General features: G+C 45.9%; 15 protein-coding genes. 11 read left to right on the forward strand and 4 right to left on the reverse strand.

Annotated features, from left to right (window positions below; translation table 11 throughout):
- Window positions 1-87: 87 nt before the first annotated feature.
- Entirely contained in the window at window positions 88-1,509 is a 1,422-nt protein-coding gene (gene dacB / locus VNE01S_RS08315) for a serine-type D-Ala-D-Ala carboxypeptidase (RefSeq protein ID WP_053394144.1), read from the forward strand.
- Window positions 1,510-1,586: 77 nt separating this feature from the next.
- Here the strand turns inward: dacB and tyrS are convergent, their stop codons facing one another.
- Window positions 1,587-2,774, reverse strand: a complete 1,188-nt coding sequence (gene tyrS / locus VNE01S_RS08320; protein WP_053394145.1) for a tyrosine--tRNA ligase — start codon at window positions 2,772-2,774, stop codon at window positions 1,587-1,589.
- Window positions 2,775-2,903: 129 nt separating this feature from the next.
- On the opposite strand from tyrS, the gene shyC reads away from it, so the two are divergent.
- On the forward strand, window positions 2,904-4,190 hold the full coding sequence (gene shyC, locus VNE01S_RS08325; RefSeq protein ID WP_053394146.1) for a peptidoglycan DD-endopeptidase ShyC: 1,287 nt from the start codon (window positions 2,904-2,906) through the stop codon (window positions 4,188-4,190).
- A gap of 52 nt (window positions 4,191-4,242) precedes the next feature.
- Here shyC and VNE01S_RS08330 read toward each other — a convergent pair whose 3' ends face one another.
- The 3 genes from VNE01S_RS08330 to erpA form a co-directional block, all read right to left on the reverse strand.
- Window positions 4,243-7,356: an efflux RND transporter permease subunit gene (locus VNE01S_RS08330; RefSeq protein WP_053394147.1), complete on the reverse strand. Its 3,114-nt coding sequence runs from the start codon at window positions 7,354-7,356 to the stop codon at window positions 4,243-4,245.
- A gap of 11 nt (window positions 7,357-7,367) precedes the next feature.
- Window positions 7,368-8,450 carry an efflux RND transporter periplasmic adaptor subunit gene (locus VNE01S_RS08335; RefSeq protein ID WP_053394148.1) on the reverse strand — a complete coding sequence of 361 codons (1,083 nt, stop codon included), beginning with the start codon at window positions 8,448-8,450 and terminating at the stop codon, window positions 7,368-7,370.
- Between the two features lie 173 nt (window positions 8,451-8,623).
- Entirely contained in the window at window positions 8,624-8,965 is a 342-nt protein-coding gene (gene erpA / locus VNE01S_RS08340; RefSeq protein ID WP_053394308.1) for an iron-sulfur cluster insertion protein ErpA, read from the reverse strand.
- Between the two features lie 255 nt (window positions 8,966-9,220).
- On the opposite strand from erpA, the gene hemL reads away from it, so the two are divergent.
- The 9 genes from hemL to VNE01S_RS08385 all read left to right on the forward strand — a co-directional run bounded on the left by hemL (window position 9,221) and on the right by VNE01S_RS08385 (window position 23,189).
- On the forward strand, window positions 9,221-10,513 hold the full coding sequence (gene hemL, locus VNE01S_RS08345; protein ID WP_053394149.1) for a glutamate-1-semialdehyde 2,1-aminomutase: 1,293 nt from the start codon (window positions 9,221-9,223) through the stop codon (window positions 10,511-10,513).
- 267 nt (window positions 10,514-10,780) lie between these two features.
- Window positions 10,781-11,866 (forward strand): AI-2E family transporter, encoded by a 1,086-nt coding sequence (locus tag VNE01S_RS08350; RefSeq protein WP_053394150.1) that lies wholly within the window; start codon window positions 10,781-10,783, stop codon window positions 11,864-11,866.
- Window positions 11,867-11,936: 70 nt separating this feature from the next.
- The gene (rsmC, locus tag VNE01S_RS08355; protein ID WP_053394151.1) at window positions 11,937-12,959 is read left to right on the forward strand and encodes a 16S rRNA (guanine(1207)-N(2))-methyltransferase RsmC; all 1,023 of its coding nucleotides are present in this window, start codon (window positions 11,937-11,939) and stop codon (window positions 12,957-12,959) included.
- Window positions 12,960-13,190: 231 nt separating this feature from the next.
- Window positions 13,191-16,577: a hybrid sensor histidine kinase/response regulator gene (locus VNE01S_RS08360; RefSeq protein WP_053394152.1), complete on the forward strand. Its 3,387-nt coding sequence runs from the start codon at window positions 13,191-13,193 to the stop codon at window positions 16,575-16,577.
- A 719-nt stretch (window positions 16,578-17,296) separates the two neighbouring features.
- Complete coding sequence (locus VNE01S_RS08365) at window positions 17,297-18,979, forward strand: ABC transporter substrate-binding protein (protein ID WP_053394153.1); 1,683 nt, start codon at window positions 17,297-17,299, stop codon at window positions 18,977-18,979.
- A 168-nt stretch (window positions 18,980-19,147) separates the two neighbouring features.
- Window positions 19,148-20,134, forward strand: coding sequence for an ABC transporter permease (locus VNE01S_RS08370; protein WP_053394154.1), 987 nt, complete (start codon window positions 19,148-19,150; stop codon window positions 20,132-20,134).
- 2 nt (window positions 20,135-20,136) lie between these two features.
- A complete protein-coding gene (locus tag VNE01S_RS08375; RefSeq protein ID WP_053394155.1) occupies window positions 20,137-21,165 on the forward strand; it encodes an ABC transporter permease in 1,029 nt (342 codons plus the stop codon).
- Window positions 21,166-21,167: 2 nt separating this feature from the next.
- The gene (locus tag VNE01S_RS08380; protein WP_053394156.1) at window positions 21,168-22,151 is read left to right on the forward strand and encodes an ABC transporter ATP-binding protein; all 984 of its coding nucleotides are present in this window, start codon (window positions 21,168-21,170) and stop codon (window positions 22,149-22,151) included.
- Between the two features lie 42 nt (window positions 22,152-22,193).
- Complete coding sequence (locus VNE01S_RS08385; RefSeq protein WP_053394157.1) at window positions 22,194-23,189, forward strand: ABC transporter ATP-binding protein; 996 nt, start codon at window positions 22,194-22,196, stop codon at window positions 23,187-23,189.
- Window positions 23,190-23,262: the final 73 nt, after the last annotated feature.

The following is a 23,262-nucleotide window of genomic DNA, read 5'->3' on the forward strand; positions in this document are numbered from 1 at the left end:
CGTAAATGTTAAACGCCTGCTCTGTAGCAGGCGTTTTTTTTAATCGGTATACTGGCCACTGTTTATTATTCAACTGTCTTCATTACTATGCGGCTCACACAGATTTTCTCGGTTAGTTTTCTTCTTTTATACTCCACGTTGTCCTGGGCTTATGCCCCACTAGAATTATTGCCTGATGGCAACCGTGCCAGTTTGTTAGTTGAAAAGCTCGATAACTCTCCCCTACTCACGACCCATAACAACGATAAGTACTTTCCACCAGCCAGCACACTGAAAGTCGTGACCGCACTCGCCGCCAAATTAGAGTTGGATGAGAACTTTCGCTTTGAAACTCGTCTAGAGAAAGTTGGTAAAAACTGGGTGATTCGTTTTTCTGGCGATCCAACCTTGAGTACCAAAGACCTCAAACAGATGCTTGCTAAGGCACGAAAAAAAGGGTTAAAGCAAATCAACGGAGACATTTGGCTGGATAACTCAGCCTTCAATGGCTACAACCGAGCCGTTGGCTGGCCATGGGATATTCTTGGCGTTTGTTACAGTGCCCCAGCTACCGCAGTGACCCTAGATGGCAACTGTGTGCACGCTTCCATTTACACCGAGCAAGAAGGGAAAACTCGCGTTTACGTGCCAGAGCACTTCCCTATTTACGCCTCAACGACGGTAAAAAGCGTGACCAAAACAGAGCAAGAAAGCAGCCAATGCGACTTACAGCTTACCTCTTCCCCAGATAATCATTATCAGCTTTACGGATGTTTAGTCGAACGGAAGAAACCTCTACCACTGAAATTTGCTGTGCAAGATCCCGAACTGTATACACAACGGATGCTCCACACTGTGCTACGACAAGTTGGGATTACTCTGAAAGGCAACATAAAGGTTGGATCGCTGATAGCTACGGATAGCCAGTTATTGGCAAGTCACCAATCTGACAGACTTGACGTACTCTTGGAAGAAATGCTGAAGCAATCCGATAACCTTATCGCGGATAACCTCACTAAAACATTAGGTAGAACTTTTTTCCATCAACCGGGTAGCTTCAATAACGGAACATCGGCCATCAAGCAGATCATTTTTACTCATACTGGCATTGACCTAGAGGCTTTTCCACTCGCGGATGGGTCGGGTTTATCGCGTAATAACCGATTTAGTAGCGAAAAAATGGCGGATATTCTCCACTACATTTGGAATAACGACAAAACGCTAAACTTAGTATCGTTACTCCCAACCGCAGGAGAAAGTGGCACACTAAAATATCGTCGTAGCATGCGAAAGGAACCGGTAACGGGTGCCATTGTAGGTAAAAGCGGCTCTTTGTACGGAAGCTATAATATGGCGGGTTATGGCCTAGATGGTTCTGGTAAACCTAACTCTGTATTTGTCCAATTTGTCACGGACTACTTCCCAGAGAAACCACGTGCAGATGCAACGCCAGTAGTGGCGCCAATCACTCACTTTGAAACATTGTTTTACCAAGATGTCGTAAAGTTTAGCCAAATGCCAGCGAATTGATGAATCGTACTGATGTTCGAACATTAAAAAAGCGCCCATCGAGGCGCTTTTTATTATTAGTAATCTAGCGTAGTTGATTACTTCACAGTAATACGAGCAAACTTACGTTTACCAACTTGGAATACGTATGTACCGGCTTCAGGTGTAAACTTCGCATCTGCAACTTTCTCACCATCAATTTTCGCGGCGCCTTGTTTTACCATACGCATCGCTTCAGACGTTGATGCACACAGGCCCGCTTCTTTGAGCATGTTGCTTACCGGAAGACCGGCCTCAAAGTCAAACTCTGGCATTTCATCCGGGATCTGGTTCTTAGCAAAACGGTTAACAAATTCTTGCTCAGCTGCATCAGCATCGGCTTCACTGTGAAAACGTGCGATAATCTCTTTCGCAAGAAGCACTTTGATATCACGTGGGTTTTTACCCGCTGCGATATCCGCTTTAAACTGCTCGATTTCCTCAAGAGGACGGAAAGACAGTAGCTCGTAGTAGTCCCACATCAGGGTGTCAGAAATTGACATGATCTTACCGAACATCTCACTTGGCGCTTCGCTGATACCAATGTAGTTGTTTGCCGATTTCGACATTTTCTTCTCGCCGTCGAGACCAACAAGCAGTGGCATCATCAATACAACCTGAGGCTTTTGACCATTTGATTTTTGTAGCTCACGGCCCATCAATAGGTTGAACTTCTGGTCGGTACCGCCCAGCTCTACGTCAGTTTCCATCGCAACCGAGTCCCAACCTTGCAGCAGTGGGTACATAAATTCGTGGATTGCGATTGGCTGACCGCCCGCGTAACGTTTTTTAAAGTCATCACGTTCCAGCATACGCGCTACTGTTTGGTTGGCAGCAAGACGGATCATACCTTCAGCCCCCAGCTCAGATAACCATTCAGAGTTAAACTGAATTTTAGTCTTTGCAGGATCTAGAATTTTAAAGACTTGCTCTTTATAAGTTTCAGCGTTGCGCAATACATCTTCACGACTCAGTGGTGGACGTGTCGTGTTTTTACCTGTTGGGTCGCCAACCATTGCCGTGAAATCACCGATAAGGAATGTCACTTCATGGCCTAACTCTTGGAACAAGCGAAGCTTATTGAAAATAACCGTATGGCCTAGGTGAATATCCGGTGCCGTTGGATCCGCACCCAACTTAATACGTAAAGGACGGCCTTCTTTTAATTTCGCGATCAGCTCTTCTTCTGGAATCAGCTCTTCAACACCGCGCTTAATCTCGGCTAGTGCAGCTTCAATGCTCGCCATTCTTGTTCACTCCCACAGATTTGGCAAAAATTTAATAGTTCGACATATTACTTGAATAGCGATGCTTTTTGAAACCAGTTAGACTAAACGGCTTAGCATTTTCTCGAATTTTTTTAGAACGGACATACAATGTTGTCGCTTTTCGCTCAACTACCCCGGATTCACCGAGCTTTAATTGCCACTTTCAGTGCGCTGATTATTGTTGCGCTGTTTCTCCCAGCCCCTCAAGAGCTGCAGCAGGAAAAAAGTATTTACCAAATCGGTAAAGCCTACCCTATTGATATCAACTACGAAGCATTAGCTATTCAGGACACCACACCTTCACTCTCTGTACTTAGATGGGAAAATCACACGATTGGTTCGGGTGATAGTATGGCACTCCTTTTTCAGCGGGCTGGCCTGTCTTCCCGCCTTTTGTATCAACTCACCAACACCAATAAAGACATTGCAGACCAACTGACTCGAATTAGGCCCGGTGATACCTTTCAGTTTGGCTTTGACACCGATAATCAACTGCTGCAAATCAAGCGTGTATTAAACCCATACGAAACGTTTTTAATTACTCGCTCAGAGCATGGCTACACATCCAGCATGGATAAGAAAGAAGTGTTCTACCAATACAATTATGCAGGAAATCAAATCACGTCTAACTTCTGGAATGCGGGTATAGGGGCTGGGCTAACGGCTAACCAAATCATGGAGTTAGCAGGGATATTTGGTTGGGATATAGACTTCGCGCTTGATATCCGTAAAGGCGATAGCTTTGAAATCCTCTATCAAGAAAAGGTAGTGGAAGGTGAGGTTGTCGGTCGAGGTAAAATTATTGCGGCCATTTTTACCAACCAAGGGGACACCTTTAAAGCCATTTTAGACGATAAAACGGGTAACTATTTTGATGAAAATGGCCGCGCGATGAAAAAAGCCTTCTTACGCTCACCTTTAGATTTTCGTCGTGTGTCTTCGAACTTTAACCCGACTCGCCGCCACCCTGTGACAGGAAAAGTCAGAGCGCACCGCGGTACCGATTATGCTGCTCCGGTTGGTACACCAATTTGGGCTGCAGGTAATGGTATTGTACAAAAATCGAGTTATAACCGATTTAACGGTAACTACGTGTTTATTAAACACAGTAATACCTACATCACCAAATACTTGCACCTTACGAAACGTATGGTGAAAACAGGACAAAGAGTAAAACAGGGGCAAACTATCGGTACGCTTGGCGGAACGGGTCGTGTAACAGGTCCTCACCTGCATTATGAGTTCTTAGTCCATGGCGTACATAAAAACCCAAGGACCGTGAAGTTACCTCAATCGAAGTCACTGACAGGGAAAACCAAAGCCACCTTCATGGCAAATGCAGGAATAAGGTTGAAGAACCTCGACCGTTACAGTCGGCTTCTGGCGACAAACTAAACCTCTAGCATTGTTAACCCCCCGCTTTAGCATCAAGAGCGGGGGGTTTTTATTAGGTCACGCTTTTGGGGCTTGGTTGCTCTTCTAATTGATGCTCGCGACCAAGCATTAATAAACATGGTGTTAGAACCAAAGTAAGCACGGTGGCAAAGGCCAATCCACCAGCCACAGCTGTCGCGAGTTGAGACCACCATTGTGTACTAGGTGCTCCGAACTCAATCGTCTGATTAATAAGATCGATATTCATCTCTAATACCATTGGTAATAACCCTAAGATTGTTGTGACCGTGGTTAACAACACTGGGCGTAAACGTTGAACCCCTGTCCTTAAAATGGCTTCACGTTTTTCTAATCCTCGACGGCGTAACTGGTTGTACGTATCAATCAATACAATATTGTTGTTCACGACGATCCCTGCCAAGGCAATCACTCCAATCCCGGACATAATCACACCAAACGGTTTTTGGAAAATCAGCAACCCGGCAAAAACCCCGACGGTGGAAAACAGCACCGCACTCAAGATCAAAAAGGCTTGGTAGAAACTATTAAACTGAGTGATCAGGATCAGCGCCATAAACACCAAAGCAACGAGGAAGGCACTTTGTAGAAAGGCAGAGGAGTTTTCTTGTTCTTCATTTTGGCCTCGCAGCTTAAATTCGGCACTAGCAGGCAGCGGTAACTGGCGTAGCTCTTCATCCACTTTGGGCAACTCAAGTGCTAGGTTAAACCCTTCTTTTATGTCTGCATAAACACTGATCACGCGATGGCCATCTACGCGACGGATCGTATCTTGTTTTTCTTCCGGGGTGATGCTGGCAAAATTCGTCATCGGTATCATGCCTGCAGGTGTTTTTACCCTCAGTTGCTCAAATCGGCCAATATCGCGCTTTTCTTCCGGATAACGAACCAAGATATCCACTTCTTCTGTTGAATCATCGGGCAAATAATCCCCTAGTTTCAGGCCATTGGTGACAAACTGCACCGTATTGCCCACCAGTGTCGCATCGGCTAAATATCGGGCCGCATCTTCCCGCCGAATATCGATTTGCCAGTCGATGCCACCTTTGTTTGAACTATCACTGATGTTAGTAAAAGCAGGATATGAATCCGCCCAGTGTCTGACCAATTTAGCGGCCGCATCTAGGTCAGCCAAATCCCGAGAGGACATCTCAATCACTAAGTCGTGCTCGACTGGCGGCCCGGCATCAGGAAACTTATATTCGATCTCAACACCAGCATAGCGATCCGTTTCCTGTTTTAGCTCTTCGATAATGTCTTTCACTTTACGTCGGTATTGCCAATCCACAGGCGTGATTTGAATGACACCTATTTCATCTTCGCCCCCTGTTCGGGTATAGACACTTTCAAACTCATCATGATCTAACATGATGAATTCAATATCGCGCATGATGACGTCTTTTTCGTCAATGGAGAGATCGCCATAAGAGCGCACTTTGACACTAAAGAACGGTGGGTCCACTTCAGGGAAAAACTCCGCACCTAAACCTGCTTTGGCATAAGTAAAACCCACACCGATCGCCAATAGAATCGCACTCAGTAGAATTTTGAACGGGTGGCACAACGCAATATCCAGACTGCGATAGTAAATCTTAGTCAGTCCGGTCGCTTGCTCATAATTTCCGTCATGTAAGGCAACCATTTGTTCGCGCTGAGATTGCGTAACGTTTTGTGGCCTACCAATTAACCCTCCTAATACGGGTACAAACAGTAACGCCATAACCAACGAAGCCGCCAGCGTGGCAATGAGCGTCAGCGGTAAATACTTCATAAACTCGCCTGTGACATCAGGCCAGAAAAGCAACGGGGCAAAAGCCGCTAAGGTAGTCGCTGTCGAAGCAGTGATTGGCCACGCCATACGCTTTGCAGCATCTCTGTATGCTTCACGCCTAGGCACGCCTTCTTGCATGCGCCTGTCTGCAAACTCCGTCACCACTATCGCGCCATCAACCAGCATACCAACCGCCATAATCAGCGAGAACAACACAATGATATTGACGGTAAGACCGAACACAGATAAGACCAATAGACCTGTAAGAAAAGAGCCAGGAATAGATATCCCAACCAGAAAAGCGGTCCTCACGCCAAGAATCGCAATGATCACAATAACAACCAAAATAATGGCCGATAATATGTTGTTCTGCAGATCATTGAGCATCATCTTAACGTCTTCAGATTGATCCCACGTGTACTTAATCAGTAAATTCCTGGGCCATTCTTCCCTCTGTTGAGCTTCCTCTAGCACGGCTTTTATCAGTGCGACGGTCTCAATACTGTTCTCACCCGCGCGCTTTTTGACGTCTAGGACCAGCGCAGACTCACCGTCCAACCGCGCATAACTGTCTGCATCTCGAAAAGCTCGCCTTACCGTGGCGACATCCCCCACGGTAATGACTTTCTTGCCATCCATTTTTACTGGCAGTTCTAACACATCCTGCAAAGACTCAAATACCGAAGGCACCTTTACGGAAAAACGCCCATATCCGGTATCAACAAACCCAGCGGCCACAACCCTGTTGTTCATCGCAATTAGGTTATAGATATCTGCTTGATCAAGCCCGTAGCTTTCCATCAATAGCGGATCAACGATGATTTCAACCGTGTCTTCTCTGTCTCCGGCAATATCGACTTCGAGTATTTGTTTGTAACTCTCGAGTTTATCTCTCAACTGCCGAGCGATTTGCACTATCGCCCGCTCTGGTACCGTGCCATACAACACGACCGATAACGCTGGTTCTTCAGAGGCTAAGGTTACCTCATTCACCGTGGGCTCATCGCTGTCCGTTGGCAGTTTGGGCTTAGCCAAATCAACCGCTTCTCGCACATCGGCCATTGCTTTATTCAAATCCACACCGACACTGAACTCCAACATAACCGATGCATGCCCCTCAGAGGCGGTTGAGGTCATTTCTTTAACCCCTTCAATCGAGCGCAGCTCTTGCTCAATCGGTCTAACCAACAAACGTTCTGCGTCTTTAGGCGATATTCCTTGGTGACCAACCGATACGTAAATGATCGGGATGGTGATATCTGGGCTCGACTCTTTAGGAATCGTGATATAGGTAAATACCCCTGACACCAAGACAAAGAGCAGCAGAACCATCATGGTTCGAGTACGAGATAAGGCCGCGTCAATCAAAGCGAACATGTAGCGTCTCCTTACTTCTCGTCTCTAACGGCAATCACTTCATCACCATCACGAACAAACCCCTGCCCAGTGGTGATAACATTGACTTCATCACCCAATCCCGTTAACCAAACTCCGTCTTTTTCTGCTTTAACCAGTTGAATAGGAACAAACTCGACTTGGCTGTCAACTAACGTTTTAACACCTAGGTTGCCGTCTTCATCCAAGGCCAACATAGCAGGCGTTAACTTAATCGCAGATTGCTCTTTTAAATTGAGGGTGACCTCGGCACTCATACCTGCGGGGATCGATTGCTCAGGGTTGGGGAAGATGATCTCGATTGGGAATGTATTGGTGGTAGGGGAAGATATGCGGGAGATGTAATTGACGTGTCCTTCGACGGTCTCACCAGAAATAAAGGTAATGTTTGCCGATTGATTGAGTGACAGCTCCCTTATATGTCGTTCACTGACATCGGCTTCGATCACCAAATTCGTCAAATCAATAAGTTGAGCAACCGGATCACCGACACCAACAAAATCGCCCTCCTCAATAAATAAGTGATCGACAATGCCAGTAAACGGCGCGGTGACCGAAGTATTTTGTAGCGAGACTTTTGCGCTCGTCACCATCGCCTTGGCTTCCACCAGCGAAGCTTGAGCGTTAGTAAACGCTACTTCACCCTGTAACCCTTTATTCTTTAAGGCTTGAGCCGCTTTGTATTCTTTTTCTCGCACTTTTAACATGGCACGAACACGTTCGAGCTGCACCTCAAGATCACCTTTATCAATCAAAGCAATCACTTGCCCACGCTTAACTACCTGCCCTTTTTTCACCTTGACCTTAATAATTTTCCCAGCGATTTCAGCACCTAAATTGGCTTGTTTGTCGGGGGCTGTGCGCCCATACAATTCAATAGATTTAAAAGTGTTGCTGGCAGAAAATGAGGAGTAAACTACTTTGGCCAGTGATGCTTTCTCGACGTCGTGCTGCGGTGGCGAATCTTCGGCCTGTAGCATTCCTAGCCCGAGCCAAAATGACAGCAGAAGGACGATAAACAACGATACAAGATAGGGACGTGCGGAAAGAAAACGTGCGACAGAGAAATTAGCCATAACAATCCTTTGCTTATCATCAGCGCTTAAAGCGAGTCAGCTCAGGATATAAATTAACCAGCAGGAAATAAAATAGAGTAGGAAGGAATCTTGGTTAGATCTCAGTTTCTGGAAACTATGCGGTAACAAAAAAAGGCTACAAAACTGTAGCCTTGAGAATCATTTAGCAACGATCACACGCTGAAAGATGCACCACAACCACAAGTAGTGGTCGCATTCGGGTTGTTCACAAAGAAGCGTGAACCTTCTAGACCCTCTGTGTAATCCACTTGGCCACCCACTAAGTACTGCAGGCTCATTGGGTCTACAACCAGTGTCACACCACTGTTTTCAATCGTTGTATCACCTTCGTTAACGGTCTCATCAAACGTAAAACCGTACTGGAAACCACTACAACCACCACCCGTGATATAAACGCGTAGTTTCAAATTTGGGTTTTCTTCTTCAGCAATCAGAGCGCCTACACGCTTTGCAGCAGCATCCGAGAATGTTAATGGGATATTTACTTCGCTCACGATGACCTCTCTCATTCGTGTAAATCCACTCGCTGCCAGCAGCGGCGGATAAATCATCTTTATATAATAGAGGGATTATCTAATACCTGAGTGAAGCGTTCAAGTATTCGCCAGCTTTCGCACCAATTTTTTATAAAATCACCAATATCTGTCCGGAAAACTGCTCAGAATGTGGTGTAAAGCGTTTTATTGTGGTGGATTGGGCAGGTACAATGCCAGCCAAATTGGTCCGAGCAATCAAAAGAGGATATATCAATGACCAAATCGGCAGAGCTTTACGAGAAAGCACAAAAAACCATTCCTGGTGGTGTGAACTCTCCAGTACGTGCTTTCAATGGTGTTGGTGGCGCACCTGTATTTATTGAACGTGCAGATGGCCCATTAATTTTCGATGCTGATGGTAAAGCGTACATTGATTATGTTGGCTCTTGGGGACCAATGATCCTGGGCCATAACCATGCCGTCATCCGTGAAGCAGTGATCAGTGCAGCACAACGTGGCCTAAGCTTTGGCGCACCGACTGAAACTGAAATCACAATGGCAGAACTTGTGTCTGAACTTGTCCCTTCGATGGAGCAAGTTCGTATGGTGAGCTCTGGTACAGAAGCAACCATGAGTGCCATCCGCTTAGCTCGTGGCTTTACAGGCCGCGATAAGATCATGAAATTCGAAGGTTGCTACCACGGCCACGCAGACAGCTTGCTTGTTAAGGCTGGTTCTGGTGCGCTAACACTTGGTCAACCAAGCTCTCCAGGCGTTCCAGCCGACTTTGCCAAATACACGCTAACAGCAAGATTTAACGACCTAGACTCTGTACGCGAACTGTTTGCGGCAAATAAAGGTGAAATCGCGTGTATTATCGTTGAGCCTGTTGCAGGCAACATGAACTGTATTCCACCAGTGGAAGGTTTCCATGAAGGCCTACGTCAAATCTGTGACGAAGAAGGCGCGTTGCTTATTTTTGATGAAGTGATGACTGGCTTCCGTGTAGCACTTGGCGGTGCTCAAGGTTACTACAACATCAAACCAGACCTAACCACACTAGGCAAAGTGATCGGTGGCGGTATGCCTGTCGGTGCATTTGGTGGCCGCAAAGAAGTCATGCAATACGTTGCGCCAACAGGTCCAGTTTACCAAGCAGGTACTCTGTCTGGTAACCCTGTGGCTATGGCGGCAGGTTATGCATGTCTTAACGTTCTGAAAGAAGAAGGCAATGAAAAGCGCCTAGCTTCAAAGACGAAACAACTTGCTGATGGCTTTAAAGAGCTTGCAGATCGCCATGGTATTCCACTGGTTGTAAACCAAGTGGGTGGTATGTTCGGCTTCTTCTTTACCGATCAAGAACGTGTAACCTGCTACGAAGAAGTGGCGAAGTGCGATGTTGAACGTTTCAAACGCTTCTTCCACTTGATGCTAGCTCACGGCGTTTACTTAGCCCCTTCAGCATTCGAAGCGAGCTTTACTTCTCTTGCTCATGGCAGCAAAGAAATCGATGCGACTCTAGAAGCCGCTGAGCGTTGCTTTGCTATTTTGGCTAAAGAAGCGTAATTCCCTGAAATATAAAGGCTGCAAACGCAGCCTTTATTTTATTTACAACTATTGCCAGTTCACTGCCACCAAAACGGCGATCAAAAACAGCATTAGCCCAAACCAAGAGACGGAACGCTTCGGCTTATTGGTGTTGTGGCAACCTTTCTCATTCTTACAACATCCCATACATTTCACTCTTCTTTGATAACATTAGATTTTTTGCGTTGAAGACTCTCTGATTTATCGCCATTATACTGTTACAACGCCGAAAAACTGGACAAACACGTGACAGACAAAGTCAAAATCACTTCTAACCACTGGGTATTGATCGCTGCTTTACTTGCCGCTGGGTTCGCTTGCTTTCTGTTAGTCGAACCCTATGTCAATTCTATCGTGATGGCCTTTATCATTTCTTTACTGATGTTTCCCATTCATGAGTGGATAGAACAACGGCTTCCCAAACACAAAAATGTCGCCTCTCTTCTCTCTTGCGTCATTTTAACATTTATCATTGTGGTTCCCCTGTTGTTTGTTTTTGCCGCCATTGTCCAACAAGGTTCTGCCTTTTCTCAAAACGTATACCAATGGGTAACCAATGGTGGCATTCAAACCTTGTTTGAACACCCTTGGGTGGTAAAAGGGCTGACGCTAATCAACACCTATTTACCTTTTGATACCGTCAACCCGCAAGAGATCGCACAAAAAATCGCGAAATTTGCGACATCTTTCGGTTCAAATCTCGTTGGGATCAGTGCCAAGATCCTAGGTGATGCGACCACCTTCCTGATGGACTTCTTCTTGATGTTGTTCGTGTTGTTTTTCTTATTAAGAGATCACGACAAAATCATCAGTGCCATTCGTCATATCCTGCCTCTATCTCGCAGCCAGGAAGACAAATTACTCAATGAAATCGAGCAAGTGTCAAAATCGGCGGTAATGGGGTCTTTCCTTACGGCGATAGCCCAAGGTATCGCTGGTGGTATCGGTATGTGGCTGGCAGGCTTTCCGGGCTTATTCTGGGGAACGATGATGGGGTTTGCCTCCTTCATTCCGGTGGTGGGCACCGCGCTCATCTGGATCCCTGCGGTGCTCTACTTGTTCCTTACTGGAGACACCACTTGGGCTATCTTCTTAATGGTTTGGAGTGTCGTCATCGTGGGCTCAATCGATAACTTGCTGCGCCCATTCCTGATGCAAGGCAGCGCAGGTATGAATACCTTGATGATCTTCTTCTCCCTTCTGGGTGGCCTGCACCTCTTTGGATTAATTGGATTGATCTACGGTCCACTGGTTTTTGCCGTCACCATGGTGTTGTTCAAAATTTACGAAGAAGAGTTTCAAGACTTCCTTGACCGACAAGATCAGAACTAACACCGAATAGCTTCAAGAATGCGGGGGATTATGCGAAAATCCCCCGTCTTTTTATCTGATAGAGTCCACTATGTCTGCTTATATCGCACCGAGCCAAATTGCTCAAAGGCAACTTGCTTACTTTGAAGGCAAGCACGTTCTTGTTGCTGGTGAATCTGAAGATCTGTTTCCTGTCGAATTGGTTAACCATTGCGAATCGGTTACGGTTTTCACAACCAACTACGGCTACTACCGCCAGCTTCAGCCTTACGATCAAATCACATCTGTGTTTGGGGCTGAATTTACTGGTGACACCCAAGCAGATTTGGTATTGCTCTATTGGCCGAAAGCAAAAGCTGAAGCCGAATATTTGCTAGCCATGCTTATGGCGAAATTGGGTGATGACACAGAAATAGTTGTGGTAGGAGAAAACCGTTCAGGCGTAAAAAGCATCGAAAAAATGTTCAAGCCATACGGGCCAATTACTAAGTTTGACTCAGCTCGTCGCTGCTCATTTTACTGGGGTAAATGTTTAAACCAACCACAGCCATTTGATATACAGCAGTGGTTCAAAAGCTATCAGGTCAATTATCACAACCACCAGTTAACAATTAAAAGCCTGCCGGGTGTGTTCAGCCACGGCCAATTCGATATTGGCAGTCAGCTATTGTTAGATACACTCCCGACGCTATCAGGCAAAGTCCTCGATTTTGGCTGTGGTGCAGGTGTCATTGGCTCTGTGATGGCGATCCTTAACCCCTCCATTGAACTTGAAATGTGTGATATCAGTGCGCTGGCTGTCGAATCAAGTAAAGAAACGCTGGCAGCCAATGGCCTTAAAGGGAAAGTATTTGCGTCTGATGTGTATTCAAACACGAGCAATGATTACAAATTTATCATTAGCAACCCCCCTTTCCACGCAGGGCTGGATACCAGCTATAGCGCAACAGAAACGCTTTTAGCGCAAGCACCTAACTATCAAAACGCCCACGGTGAGCTGCTCATCGTCGCGAACAGTTTTCTTAAATATCAACCAATTATTGAAAAAGCGTTCGGTAATTGCGAGACACTAAATAAGACCAACAAATTCGCTATCTATCACGCCCAAAAATAGCCGAAACCCCAGTTATTAGCGTGTAACTGGGGCTAACTTACGCGTTAAAGAAAAATTTGCGCCTCTCTGCACGCTTTCCCCGCAACTTACTTGTCAAAGTAAAAAAACTCGTTAATTTTGTCATTTCAGGAATTAACGTTTTTTACTTAGCTCTGTATCCATACATGGTGTCATCGATGACGACTCCGTGATATTGCAGAGCCGCATTCTCACGGAAAGTCTAGCGAAAACATGTTTAAGTTGTATCGAAAGCAAAGATTTAAGCGCCTTCAAAACACGCTAATGTTGGCATTTCTCGTCTTAAGTATTACCCCTTTGACGATCACTGCACTCTTCTTCTTACACTCTCATACCACCGACTTACGAGAGCAAAGTACTTCTCACCTCGTTTCGGTTAGAGACAGCAAACAGCAACAAATAACCGACTATTTGTACGCGAAAGAGTCCGAAGTGATGGGGTTTGTTCGCTCTGAACTCGCCTATGCCAGCGGTGGACGCTTTTACGGCTTAGTCAACGCCTTTAGAAGTTTGGGGTTAGATATAGAACAAGCTCGGGAGTACGCGCAAAAGCGTTATATACCAGGTTCAGGCGACCAAATCAAAACCTCCATTTTACCTCAGTCCACCATTTACAACGGTACTGAACGCTATCGCCTGCTTCACAAGCGCTATCACTGGGCCTACTTAGAACTGTTAAAACGTTCAGACTTTGACGATATTTTGTTGGTTGATCGCGAAGGTAATGTGACCTATTCCATTTACAAAAATGACAACTATGGGACCAACCTGCTCGCTGGTAAATATACTGACAGTAATTTAGGCCAGACCTTCAAAGAATTACGAAACTTGGTCAATGAAAAGCGCAAGGTCAACGAAGACTTTACACCCGTTATCATCTCAGATTTCCACGTTGAAAAAGGCAAATCTGTTGCTTGGCTCGGAGCCCCTATCATTCAGCAAGGGTATCTTCATAGCTACGCCATGTTCCGCTTACCAAACAATGGCATCACTAAGCTCATCTCTGATACGCACAATGTAGCTTCAACCAAAACATTGCTGGTTGGTAATGACTACAACCCAAGAACGCTCGCGTATCAACAAGAAGATATCGAGCGCAGCAAAGAGGTGGTTGAGCTCGCATTAAACGGCTTAACCAATGTAGGGACTTACACCAATACAGATGGCGAGGATGTAATCGCGGCTTATAGCCCTATATCGGTCAAAAACATCGACTGGGCATTGGTGGTTGAAGTCCCAGAGAAACTGGCCTTTGCTCGAGTGCACCAGCTCGAAAAGCTGTTCATTGTCGCCATGCTGGTGGCCGTTTTGCTGGTTGTTGTGGCTTCACACTACTTATCTAACTTCATCACTTCTCCATTGCTCAAGCTTACATGGGCAGCAGAAAAGGTGTCTGCCGGCGATTTAGACGCCAGTATGATCAATACAGAAAGGAAAGATGAGATTGGTCGCTTAGCGGTCAGTTTTGAGAGAATGCAGCGCTCGATCCGCGCTAAAATGCAACTAATCAAACAACAAAATGAAGAATTAGAGAGCAACTTAAAGCTGATACAAAAAAAGAATGATGAGCTGCAACTAGCCAATAAGCTTAAAGATGAATTCCTGGCAACCACTTCTCACGAACTCCGCACACCACTGCACGGCATGGTAGGGATTGCTGAAGCCTTGGTTTCGGGCGCCAATGGCCCGATAACTTCTGACCACAAATATCAGCTCGACATTATCATAAACAGTGGACAACGGTTGGCCACCTTGGTCGATGACCTACTCGATTACCATAAGATGAGATACGGCAATCTAGATATAGAGACCTGTGCTGTCGAGCTATCAGCCTCCACACGTCAGGTATTAGAATTGTCTGCGCACCTCATTGGTAATAAACCACTACGGATCATCAATCAAATCGCCGATGAACCCGTTTGGGTCATAGCCGACCCACAGCGCGTAGAGCAAGTTTTATATAACCTAGTCGGTAATGCGATCAAATACACCAGCGAAGGAAAAATCGTCATTTCAGCCACGCCTGTTGACGATAAAATTCGCGTCCAAGTCGTTGATACGGGTCAGGGAATTCCTGCGGATCAATTAGATCATATCTTTGAACCTTTGATTCAGGCAGGCAGTGATTCAAGCCACTACCGCCAAGGCGCAGGGCTTGGTCTATCTATAAGCCGTCAACTGATTGAGTTGATGAAAGGAACGCTTTATGTCAGCAGCCAACCCATGGTCGGAACGACATTTAGCTTTACGCTTCCGGTAGCCACCAAGGATGAGATCGCAAACGCAAATGTGCATGCGATTCCGCACTTCCAAGCACCAGATAACAACTCGATAGAAATCACTGAACCTATCCATTTACCTGAAAACCCAGATGGTCCGTTGTTGCTCATTGTCGATGATGAACCTGTTAATTTGCGCGTACTAGACAGCTTCCTGCGCTTAGAAGGCTACCGGGTCAAAACAGCGCAAGATGGAAAAGAAGCTCTAGAGTGTATTGATGCGGATAAACCCGAGCTCGTCTTGCTCGATGTCATGATGCCAGGACTAAGCGGTTATGATGTCTGCGAAACACTGCGCCAAACGTATGACCATGCACAGTTACCTATCATCATGCTGACCGCGCTGAATCAAGCCAATGATCGCATCCGAGGCTTTGAGGCCGGGGCAAATGACTACTTATCAAAACCGTTTAATAAACAAGAACTCGCGGCGCGTATCAAAGCGCATCTAACCGCAAGTCAGGCAGAAATTCGCCGAATCGAAAACCAAAAACTGCATCTTGAACTTAAACAGCGCACGTTGATTGAGTCCAACCTACTTGAAACACAAAATCGATTGCTCGAACAACTTGAGACCTCAGCCGAAGCGATTATTTGTGTTCGTGAAGACAATAAAGTGAAGTTTGCCAATGAAGCCGCTTCCAAGCTGTTTAAGCGCTCTACAGAACAATTAAAACGCTCTAATGCAGAAGAGCTCATCGCACCCAAATTCCTGAGCATTCAACAAGATCATTATTGCGGTACGATTGATGTGTATGTAGAAGATGTTAGGCAACACTTATCTGCCGACATATTAAAATTACCGGAAGGATCTGACTTACATTCCATGTATATTTTCAATGTCGGAGGCACGATCAATGCCAGCAGAATTAAAAACCTAGAAGCCGCCGTGGATGCCCTCTCAAGCTATGCTTTCAGCGGAGACAGTGAAAAGCTTCAGGAACTCAAAGAACTTGGTGGAGAATTCACGCGGCTTGCAGATAAAGTCTCCTCTGACAGTAAATCCAAACAAGACGTGATGCGAGAGGTGCTCGTCGAAGCGATGACGAGTGCCTTAGACTACTGGGAACGTGTCACCGGGCAAACCAAGTTTGCCTTTGCAGAGCAAAGCGGCTTATGGAGAGTGTACCTCGACAGAAGTACTTTGCAGACTCGAACACTAGACAAATACTTACGTGTAGAGACACTGCCCAAAACTCCACGCTGGAGAACAGTACTTAGCTCATTGGAATACATTCTAGAGCACTGCAGTGAGCAAAGCCCTGAACGCACACACATTGAAAACTTACGCAATAAACTCCAACACCTACTCTCTAACTAAACCAAGTATTACTGGCATTCCATGACGAACCGACGAGGCTAAATCTGCACTAAGATTTAGCCTCTTTCTTTTCATTCGTCCCCAATAACAGCCAATACACTTCCTCTCCCCCTCTGAGTTACCTTCTGAAATTCACCTATCAAACCACCTTATTACGCATAATAAAAAAAGACAAAAGCAACCGTTTACACATCGGCTCAAGAATATAGTTTTCGCTAGATAACGACGTATTCTTCGGTATTTGACGTAAAAACAATCTGTATTGCGAGGCCAATCACAACAATTCGGCAGATTTTATTTAGCCAAAAAAATAACACTAAAAATAGTAGGTGATTCAGATCTCAATATAAGAACCCAAGTCACAATACCAAATATAGCAACGCCCAAACAGTAAGTAATCACTTACAAATAAACACAAACCAACTGCATTATGCGATCTACATCACCTGGCAATTATTGAACAATTAATACTCAAAACAGCCTCTATTAACGTTATTAACGTAGGATTCGGGGTATTTGACGTTTTTGACGGGAATTAAGATTGCGAAAAAAAGCTTGAGGGTGTCTTCTTACACTTGCCTAAGGCCTACAGGCCACTCTCTGACATTCTTTCTCCTCCGGATTGAATCTCAATATTAGAGGTAGGCCTTAGAGAGTGTTTATCAATTGATGACATTCAATTCCATAAGTGAAATGAAAGCAAATAGTAAGGAACAGCTATGCTTGCCAACCTTAAAAAAACAGCACTAGCGACAGCAATTATTGCGACTGCAACAACTGGGTTTGCTTCAGTAGCAACAGCCGCTGAACGCAGTGAACTAACCGTTCACCCAAAAGAGTTCACCACATTCGTCCGTAACTTCAACCCGTTTTTGGGTGCAACTAACCTGCACACAACAACAGACTTTATCTACGAACAGTTAGTCGTTTTCAACGAAATGCACGGCAATACGCCGGTATTCCGTCTAGCTGAAAACTTCAAAATGTCTGATGACCTAATGAGCGTGACTTTCGATATTCGTAAAGGCGTAAAATGGTCTGACGGTCAAACGTTCGATGCAAATGACGTTGTTTTCTCATTTAACCTCGTTAAGAACAAACCTGAGCTAGACCAAAGCGGCATTAACTCTTGGATTTCTGGCGTTAAGAAAGTTAACGACTACCAAGTTAAGTTCATGCTTACAGAAGCGAACTCCAATGTTCCTTACGAAATTGCTAAAGTACCGGTAGTACCAGAGCACATCTGGAAAGACGTAAAAGATCCAGCAACCTTTACTAACGAAAACCCGGTTGGTTCTGGACCGTTCACGGAAATTGATACCTTTACTCCTCAGCTATACATCCAGTGTGCTAACCCTAATTACTGGGATGCAGACAACCTAGACATTGATTGTCTACGCGTACCTCAAATTGCTAACAACGACCAGTTCCTAGGAAAAGTCGTTAACGGCGAAATGGACTGGACTTCATCGTTCATTCCAGATATCGATCGTACTTACGCTGCAGCGAGCCCTAACCACCAATATTGGTACCCGCCATCAGGTACTCAGGCATTCGTAGTTAACTACAAAAACCCAGATCCAGCGAAGAATGAAGCGCTGAATAACCTCGACTTCCGTCGTGCATTCTCAATGGCTCTAGATCGTCAAACTATCATTGATATCGCTTTCTACGGTGGCGGTACAGTGAACGACTTCGCATCTGGCCTTGGCTACGCGTTCGAAGCTTGGTCTGATGAAAAGACACACAACAAGTACAAAGGTTTCAACACGTACAATGTTGATGGTGCGAAAGAGCTACTGAAGAAAGCGGGCTTTAAAGACGTGAACAAAGATGGCTTCGTAGACACTCCTTCTGGTAAATCTTTCGAATTGCTTATTCAATCACCAAATGGTTGGACAGACTTCAACAACACAGTACAACTTGCAGTTGAACAGCTAGCGGAAGTGGGTATTAAGGCAAAAGCACGTACACCTGACTTCTCTGTGTACAACCAAGCGATGCTAGAAGGTTCTTACGACGTTGCGTACACGAACTACTTCCACGGTGCCGACCCACACACTTACTGGAACAGTGGCTACAACTCAGCGCTGCAGTCTGGTGAGGGTATGCCTCGCTTCGCAATGCACTTCTACAAGAACGAAAAAGTCGATTCGCTTCTAAACAGCTTCTACAAGACAGCTGACAAGAATGAGCAGTTAGAAATCGCTCACGGTATCCAAGAGATCCTAGCTTCTAACCAAGTAACGATTCCTGTGATGTCTGGCGCATACATGTACCAGTACAACACAACTCGCTTCACTGGTTGGTGGAACGAAGAGAATCCAAAAGGCCGTCCAAACATTTGGGCCGGTATCCCAGAGCGTCTACTACACGTACTGGACCTAAAACCAGTTAAGTAATCGTTCTATCTTTGCGGCGTACCTCTTGTGCGCCGCATACCCCCAACGCTTTATCTATTTAAAGTATGGCGCCAGTCGTCAGGGGATTATTCGCTCTAAATTTTGATTTTCGCTAGGAGCGACCTGAAACCAGAAACAGGGAAAATCTGGATAAGTAAGGTGTGAGTTATGGGTTATTTTTTAAGACGTTTGTCGTTTTACTTTGTCGCTTTATTGGTTGCTGCGACGTTAAACTTCATTATTCCTCGTGCAATGCCGGGTGATCCGGTAACCATGATGTTTGCTAACGCTTCCGTTCAAGTAACGCCAGAACGTATTGCTGCGATGAAAGAGCTTCTTGGCTTTGTCGATGGCGGCCTATTCGTTCAATACATTGCCTACATGAAGAACATTCTAAGTTGGGAGCTAGGCACTTCAATTCAATTCTATCCTCTGTCTGTTAACGAATTACTAGGCGGCGCTTTCGGCTGGTCTTTGTTCTTAGCAGGTTCAGCGGTCATTCTTTCTTTCTCTCTAGGTTCGGTACTGGGCATATTCGCGGCTTGGAAGCGTGGCAGTAAATACGATGCTTTCATTACGCCAGGAATGCTGATTGTACAAGCCGTACCTCAAGTGGTAATTGCAATGATGGCCCTGTTCATTTTTGCCATCGGCTTAAAGTGGTTCCCAACAGGCTATGCATACACCGCAGGCACAATGCCTGACTGGACAAGCTGGGAATTCTACAAAGATGCAGCTTACCACGCAGTACTGCCTCTGTTCTGTGCGTCTATCATCCAGGTGGGTGGCTTCTTGGTAAACATGCGTAACAACATGATTAACCTGCTAGCAGAAGACTACATCACCATGGCAAAAGGCAAAGGGTTGAGCGAGAACCGAGTGGTATTTAACTACGCCGCACGAAACGCGCTTCTTCCTAGTGTCACTGCTCTTTCTATGTCTTTGGGTATGGCAATTGGTGGTCAGTTAATTATTGAGATCATCTTTAACTACCCAGGCCTCGGAACCGTACTATTGAACGCAATTCATGCACGTGACTACCAAGTACTTCAAGGGCAATTGATCATCATGACGCTGTTCATGCTGTCCTTTAACTTAATTGCCGACATGCTTTACGTGGTACTTGATCCTCGCCTTCGTAAAGGAGGGAAATAATAATGAAAGATCTATTTAAACTGATTTTAGGCAACGCATACGCTCGCACTGGCTTGGCGATTGTCTCGCTGTTCATATTTGTCGCAGTGGCGGCGCCTCTGCTGACTAAACATGCTCCGGATAAGCGCACTGGTAACCCGCATGAGTACCCAGGCTTTGTGGTGAAATCTGCTCAAGCAAACCCCGATGGTTGGGTTGCGGAAAACTTAGCGACGGACCGCCGCACTATGATCATGTCAAAAAAAGCCGATCATGTGCTAGGTACTAGCCGAATGGGCCGAGATATTTGGTCTCAGTTAGCCTATGGCGCTCGTATATCTCTCGGTGTGGGTTTCGGTGCAGGCATCACCGTATGTTTTCTTGCCACCGTCATTGGTATTTCAGCCGGTTACTTTGGAGGCCGCGTCGATGACGCACTCACGGCTGCCATGAACATCATGCTGGTAATTCCTCAATACCCATTACTGTTTGTTCTGGCGGCGTTTATTGGCGAGGCAGGCCCTCTGACCATAGCGATCATTATCGGTTGTACCTCCTGGGCCTGGGGCGCGCGGGTTATCCGCTCTCAGACTCTAGCCCTAAGAGAAAAAGAGTTTGTTAAAGCCGCTGAAGTTCTGGGTGAGTCGTCTTTCCGCATTATCTTTGTCGAAATTTTGCCAAACCTTATCCCGATTGTTGGCGCAAGCTTTATCGGCTCAGTAATGTACGCGATTGGTATGGAATCCATCATCTCATTCCTAGGGCTTGGCGACCCAAGCACGATCAGTTGGGGCATCATGCTTTACAACGTTCAAACATCATCAGCCATGTTGATTGGTGCCTGGTGGGAAGTGATCGCACCTTGTGTAGCACTAACAATACTCGTGACTGGCTTGGCGCTACTTAACTTCGCCGTTGATGAAATTGCGAACCCTCAGCTTCGCTCTCACAAAGGCATGAAACGCTGGAAGAAACTAGCCAAGAGCGAGAAAAAAGAACGTGAGCCAACAGAACTAGCACCACAAAATGCACTTTGGAGCGGAGAAAAATAATCATGACTGAACCACTCATCTCTATCCGCAACCTTTGCGTTGACTATATTACCGACGCGGGCGATGTCCGCGCTTGTAACAATGTCAGCTTTGATATCGCACCAGGCGAAGTTTTTGGCCTAGCGGGCGAGTCCGGCTGTGGTAAATCAACCGTAGCCTTCTCGCTGATGCGTCTACATAAACCGCCTGCATTCATTACTGGTGGTGAAGTCATTTTTAATGGTGAAGACATCATCCAGTACAGTGATGAACGCATGCAATCCTTCCGCTGGAGTGAAATGTCGATGGTATTCCAGAGTGCGATGAACGCTCTTAATCCCGTTTTGACCATGGAAGAACAGTTCTGTGACGTGATTATGCGTCACACTAAAATGACGCGCGAGCAAGCACGTAAACGTGCTGAAGGATTGTTAGAGATTGTTGATATCCACCCTAGCCGTCTGACGGATTACCCGCACCAGTTTTCTGGTGGTATGCGTCAGCGTCTGGTGATTGCAATTGCTCTAGCCCTGAACCCTAAAATGATCATTATGGATGAGCCAACAACGGCACTGGATGTCGTTGTACAGCGAGAGATTTTACAAAAAATCTACGCACTGAAAGAAGAGTTTGGCTTCTCTATCTTGTTCATTACTCACGATATCTCGTTGATGGTCGAATTCTCAGACCGCATCGGCATCATGTATTCCGGTGAGTTGATTGAAGTCGCGCCTTCAAAACAAATATTGGAAAGCCCTTACCATCCTTACACTAAAGGACTGGGCAGCTCTTTCCCTCCATTAACAGGCCCTAAAACTAAGTTAACTGGTATTCCTGGTAACCCACTCAACCTACTGGACATTCCTCAAGGTTGTCGCTTCCAAGCTCGTTGTGACCGAGTGCATGAAGCATGTACCCGAGTACCAACTCAGCTAAGGCAGATAGAGCCAAATCGTTTCTCCAATTGTCACTTGTACGGTGAGCCAATTGCGCAGACCAAACTCTAGCAACGCGGTGAGAAAAGAATAAAAAGATTACTGGAGACAATTATGAGCAAAGAATTTGGCCAACTGCTGGTTGAAGGAAAAAACCTAGTAAAGGACTTTCCGATCAACAGCAACGCCCTAAACCAACCGATGATGCGTGCAATCAACGACGTATCATTCAAGATGTACAAAAGTCGCGGTTTATCCGTTGTGGGTGAGTCTGGTTCAGGCAAATCAACCACGGCTAAGATGATTGCAAAAATGTACGCACCAACAGGCGGCTCTATTGAGTACAAAGGTCGCGACATTCAAACCATCAACTCGCGTTCTGACTTAATGTCTTACCGCGAAGGTGTGCAGATGGTTTGGCAGGACCCATTTGGATCTCTTAACCCGACTCACAATATTTTCCACCATATTGCTCGCCCGCTACTGATCCACAAGAAGGTATCGGCAGGCAACAAGAAAGAATTGGAAGAACGCGTATACGATTTACTTGAGCAAGTTGGCCTCATTCCACCGAAGGAAACCGCACAAAAGTTTCCACACCAACTCTCTGGTGGGCAACGTCAACGCGTTAACCTAGCAAGAAACATTGCCGTCGGCGCGGAAGTCGTTTTGGCCGACGAACCGACCTCAATGCTGGATGTATCGATTCGTGCGGGTGTCCTCAACTTAATGGAAGAAATGAAGTTTGAGAAAGAAATGTCTCTGCTTTACATCACCCATGACATCGCAACCGCTCGCTACATCGCGGAAGATCTTGCCGTTATGTACGTCGGCCACATGGTTGAATGGGGAGACACGGAAGAAATCATCCACGATCCTCAACATCCTTATACCCAGCTATTAGTGTCGGCTGTACCAGATCCTAGCAAGTCAATCCACGAAAAGCTGAAAGGGAATAAGGGGGAAATCCCTTTATGGACTCCTGAATCGCTTGGGTGCCCGTTCGCGGGTCGCTGTCAGCATGCAACGGACAAATGTCGCGAGCAATTGCCAGCCGTAACCCAACTATCAGACAACCACTTCGTACGTTGTTACCTATACGAGAACTAAGGCCAAACAAGCCAAGAGCCCGTGCTCTTGGCTTGAATACGACATAATAATTATCAGTTTTCCGGAGTTTTTC

Source organism: Vibrio nereis NBRC 15637 (assembly GCF_001591105.1).
Taxonomy (GTDB): Bacteria; Pseudomonadota; Gammaproteobacteria; order Enterobacterales; family Vibrionaceae; genus Vibrio; species Vibrio nereis.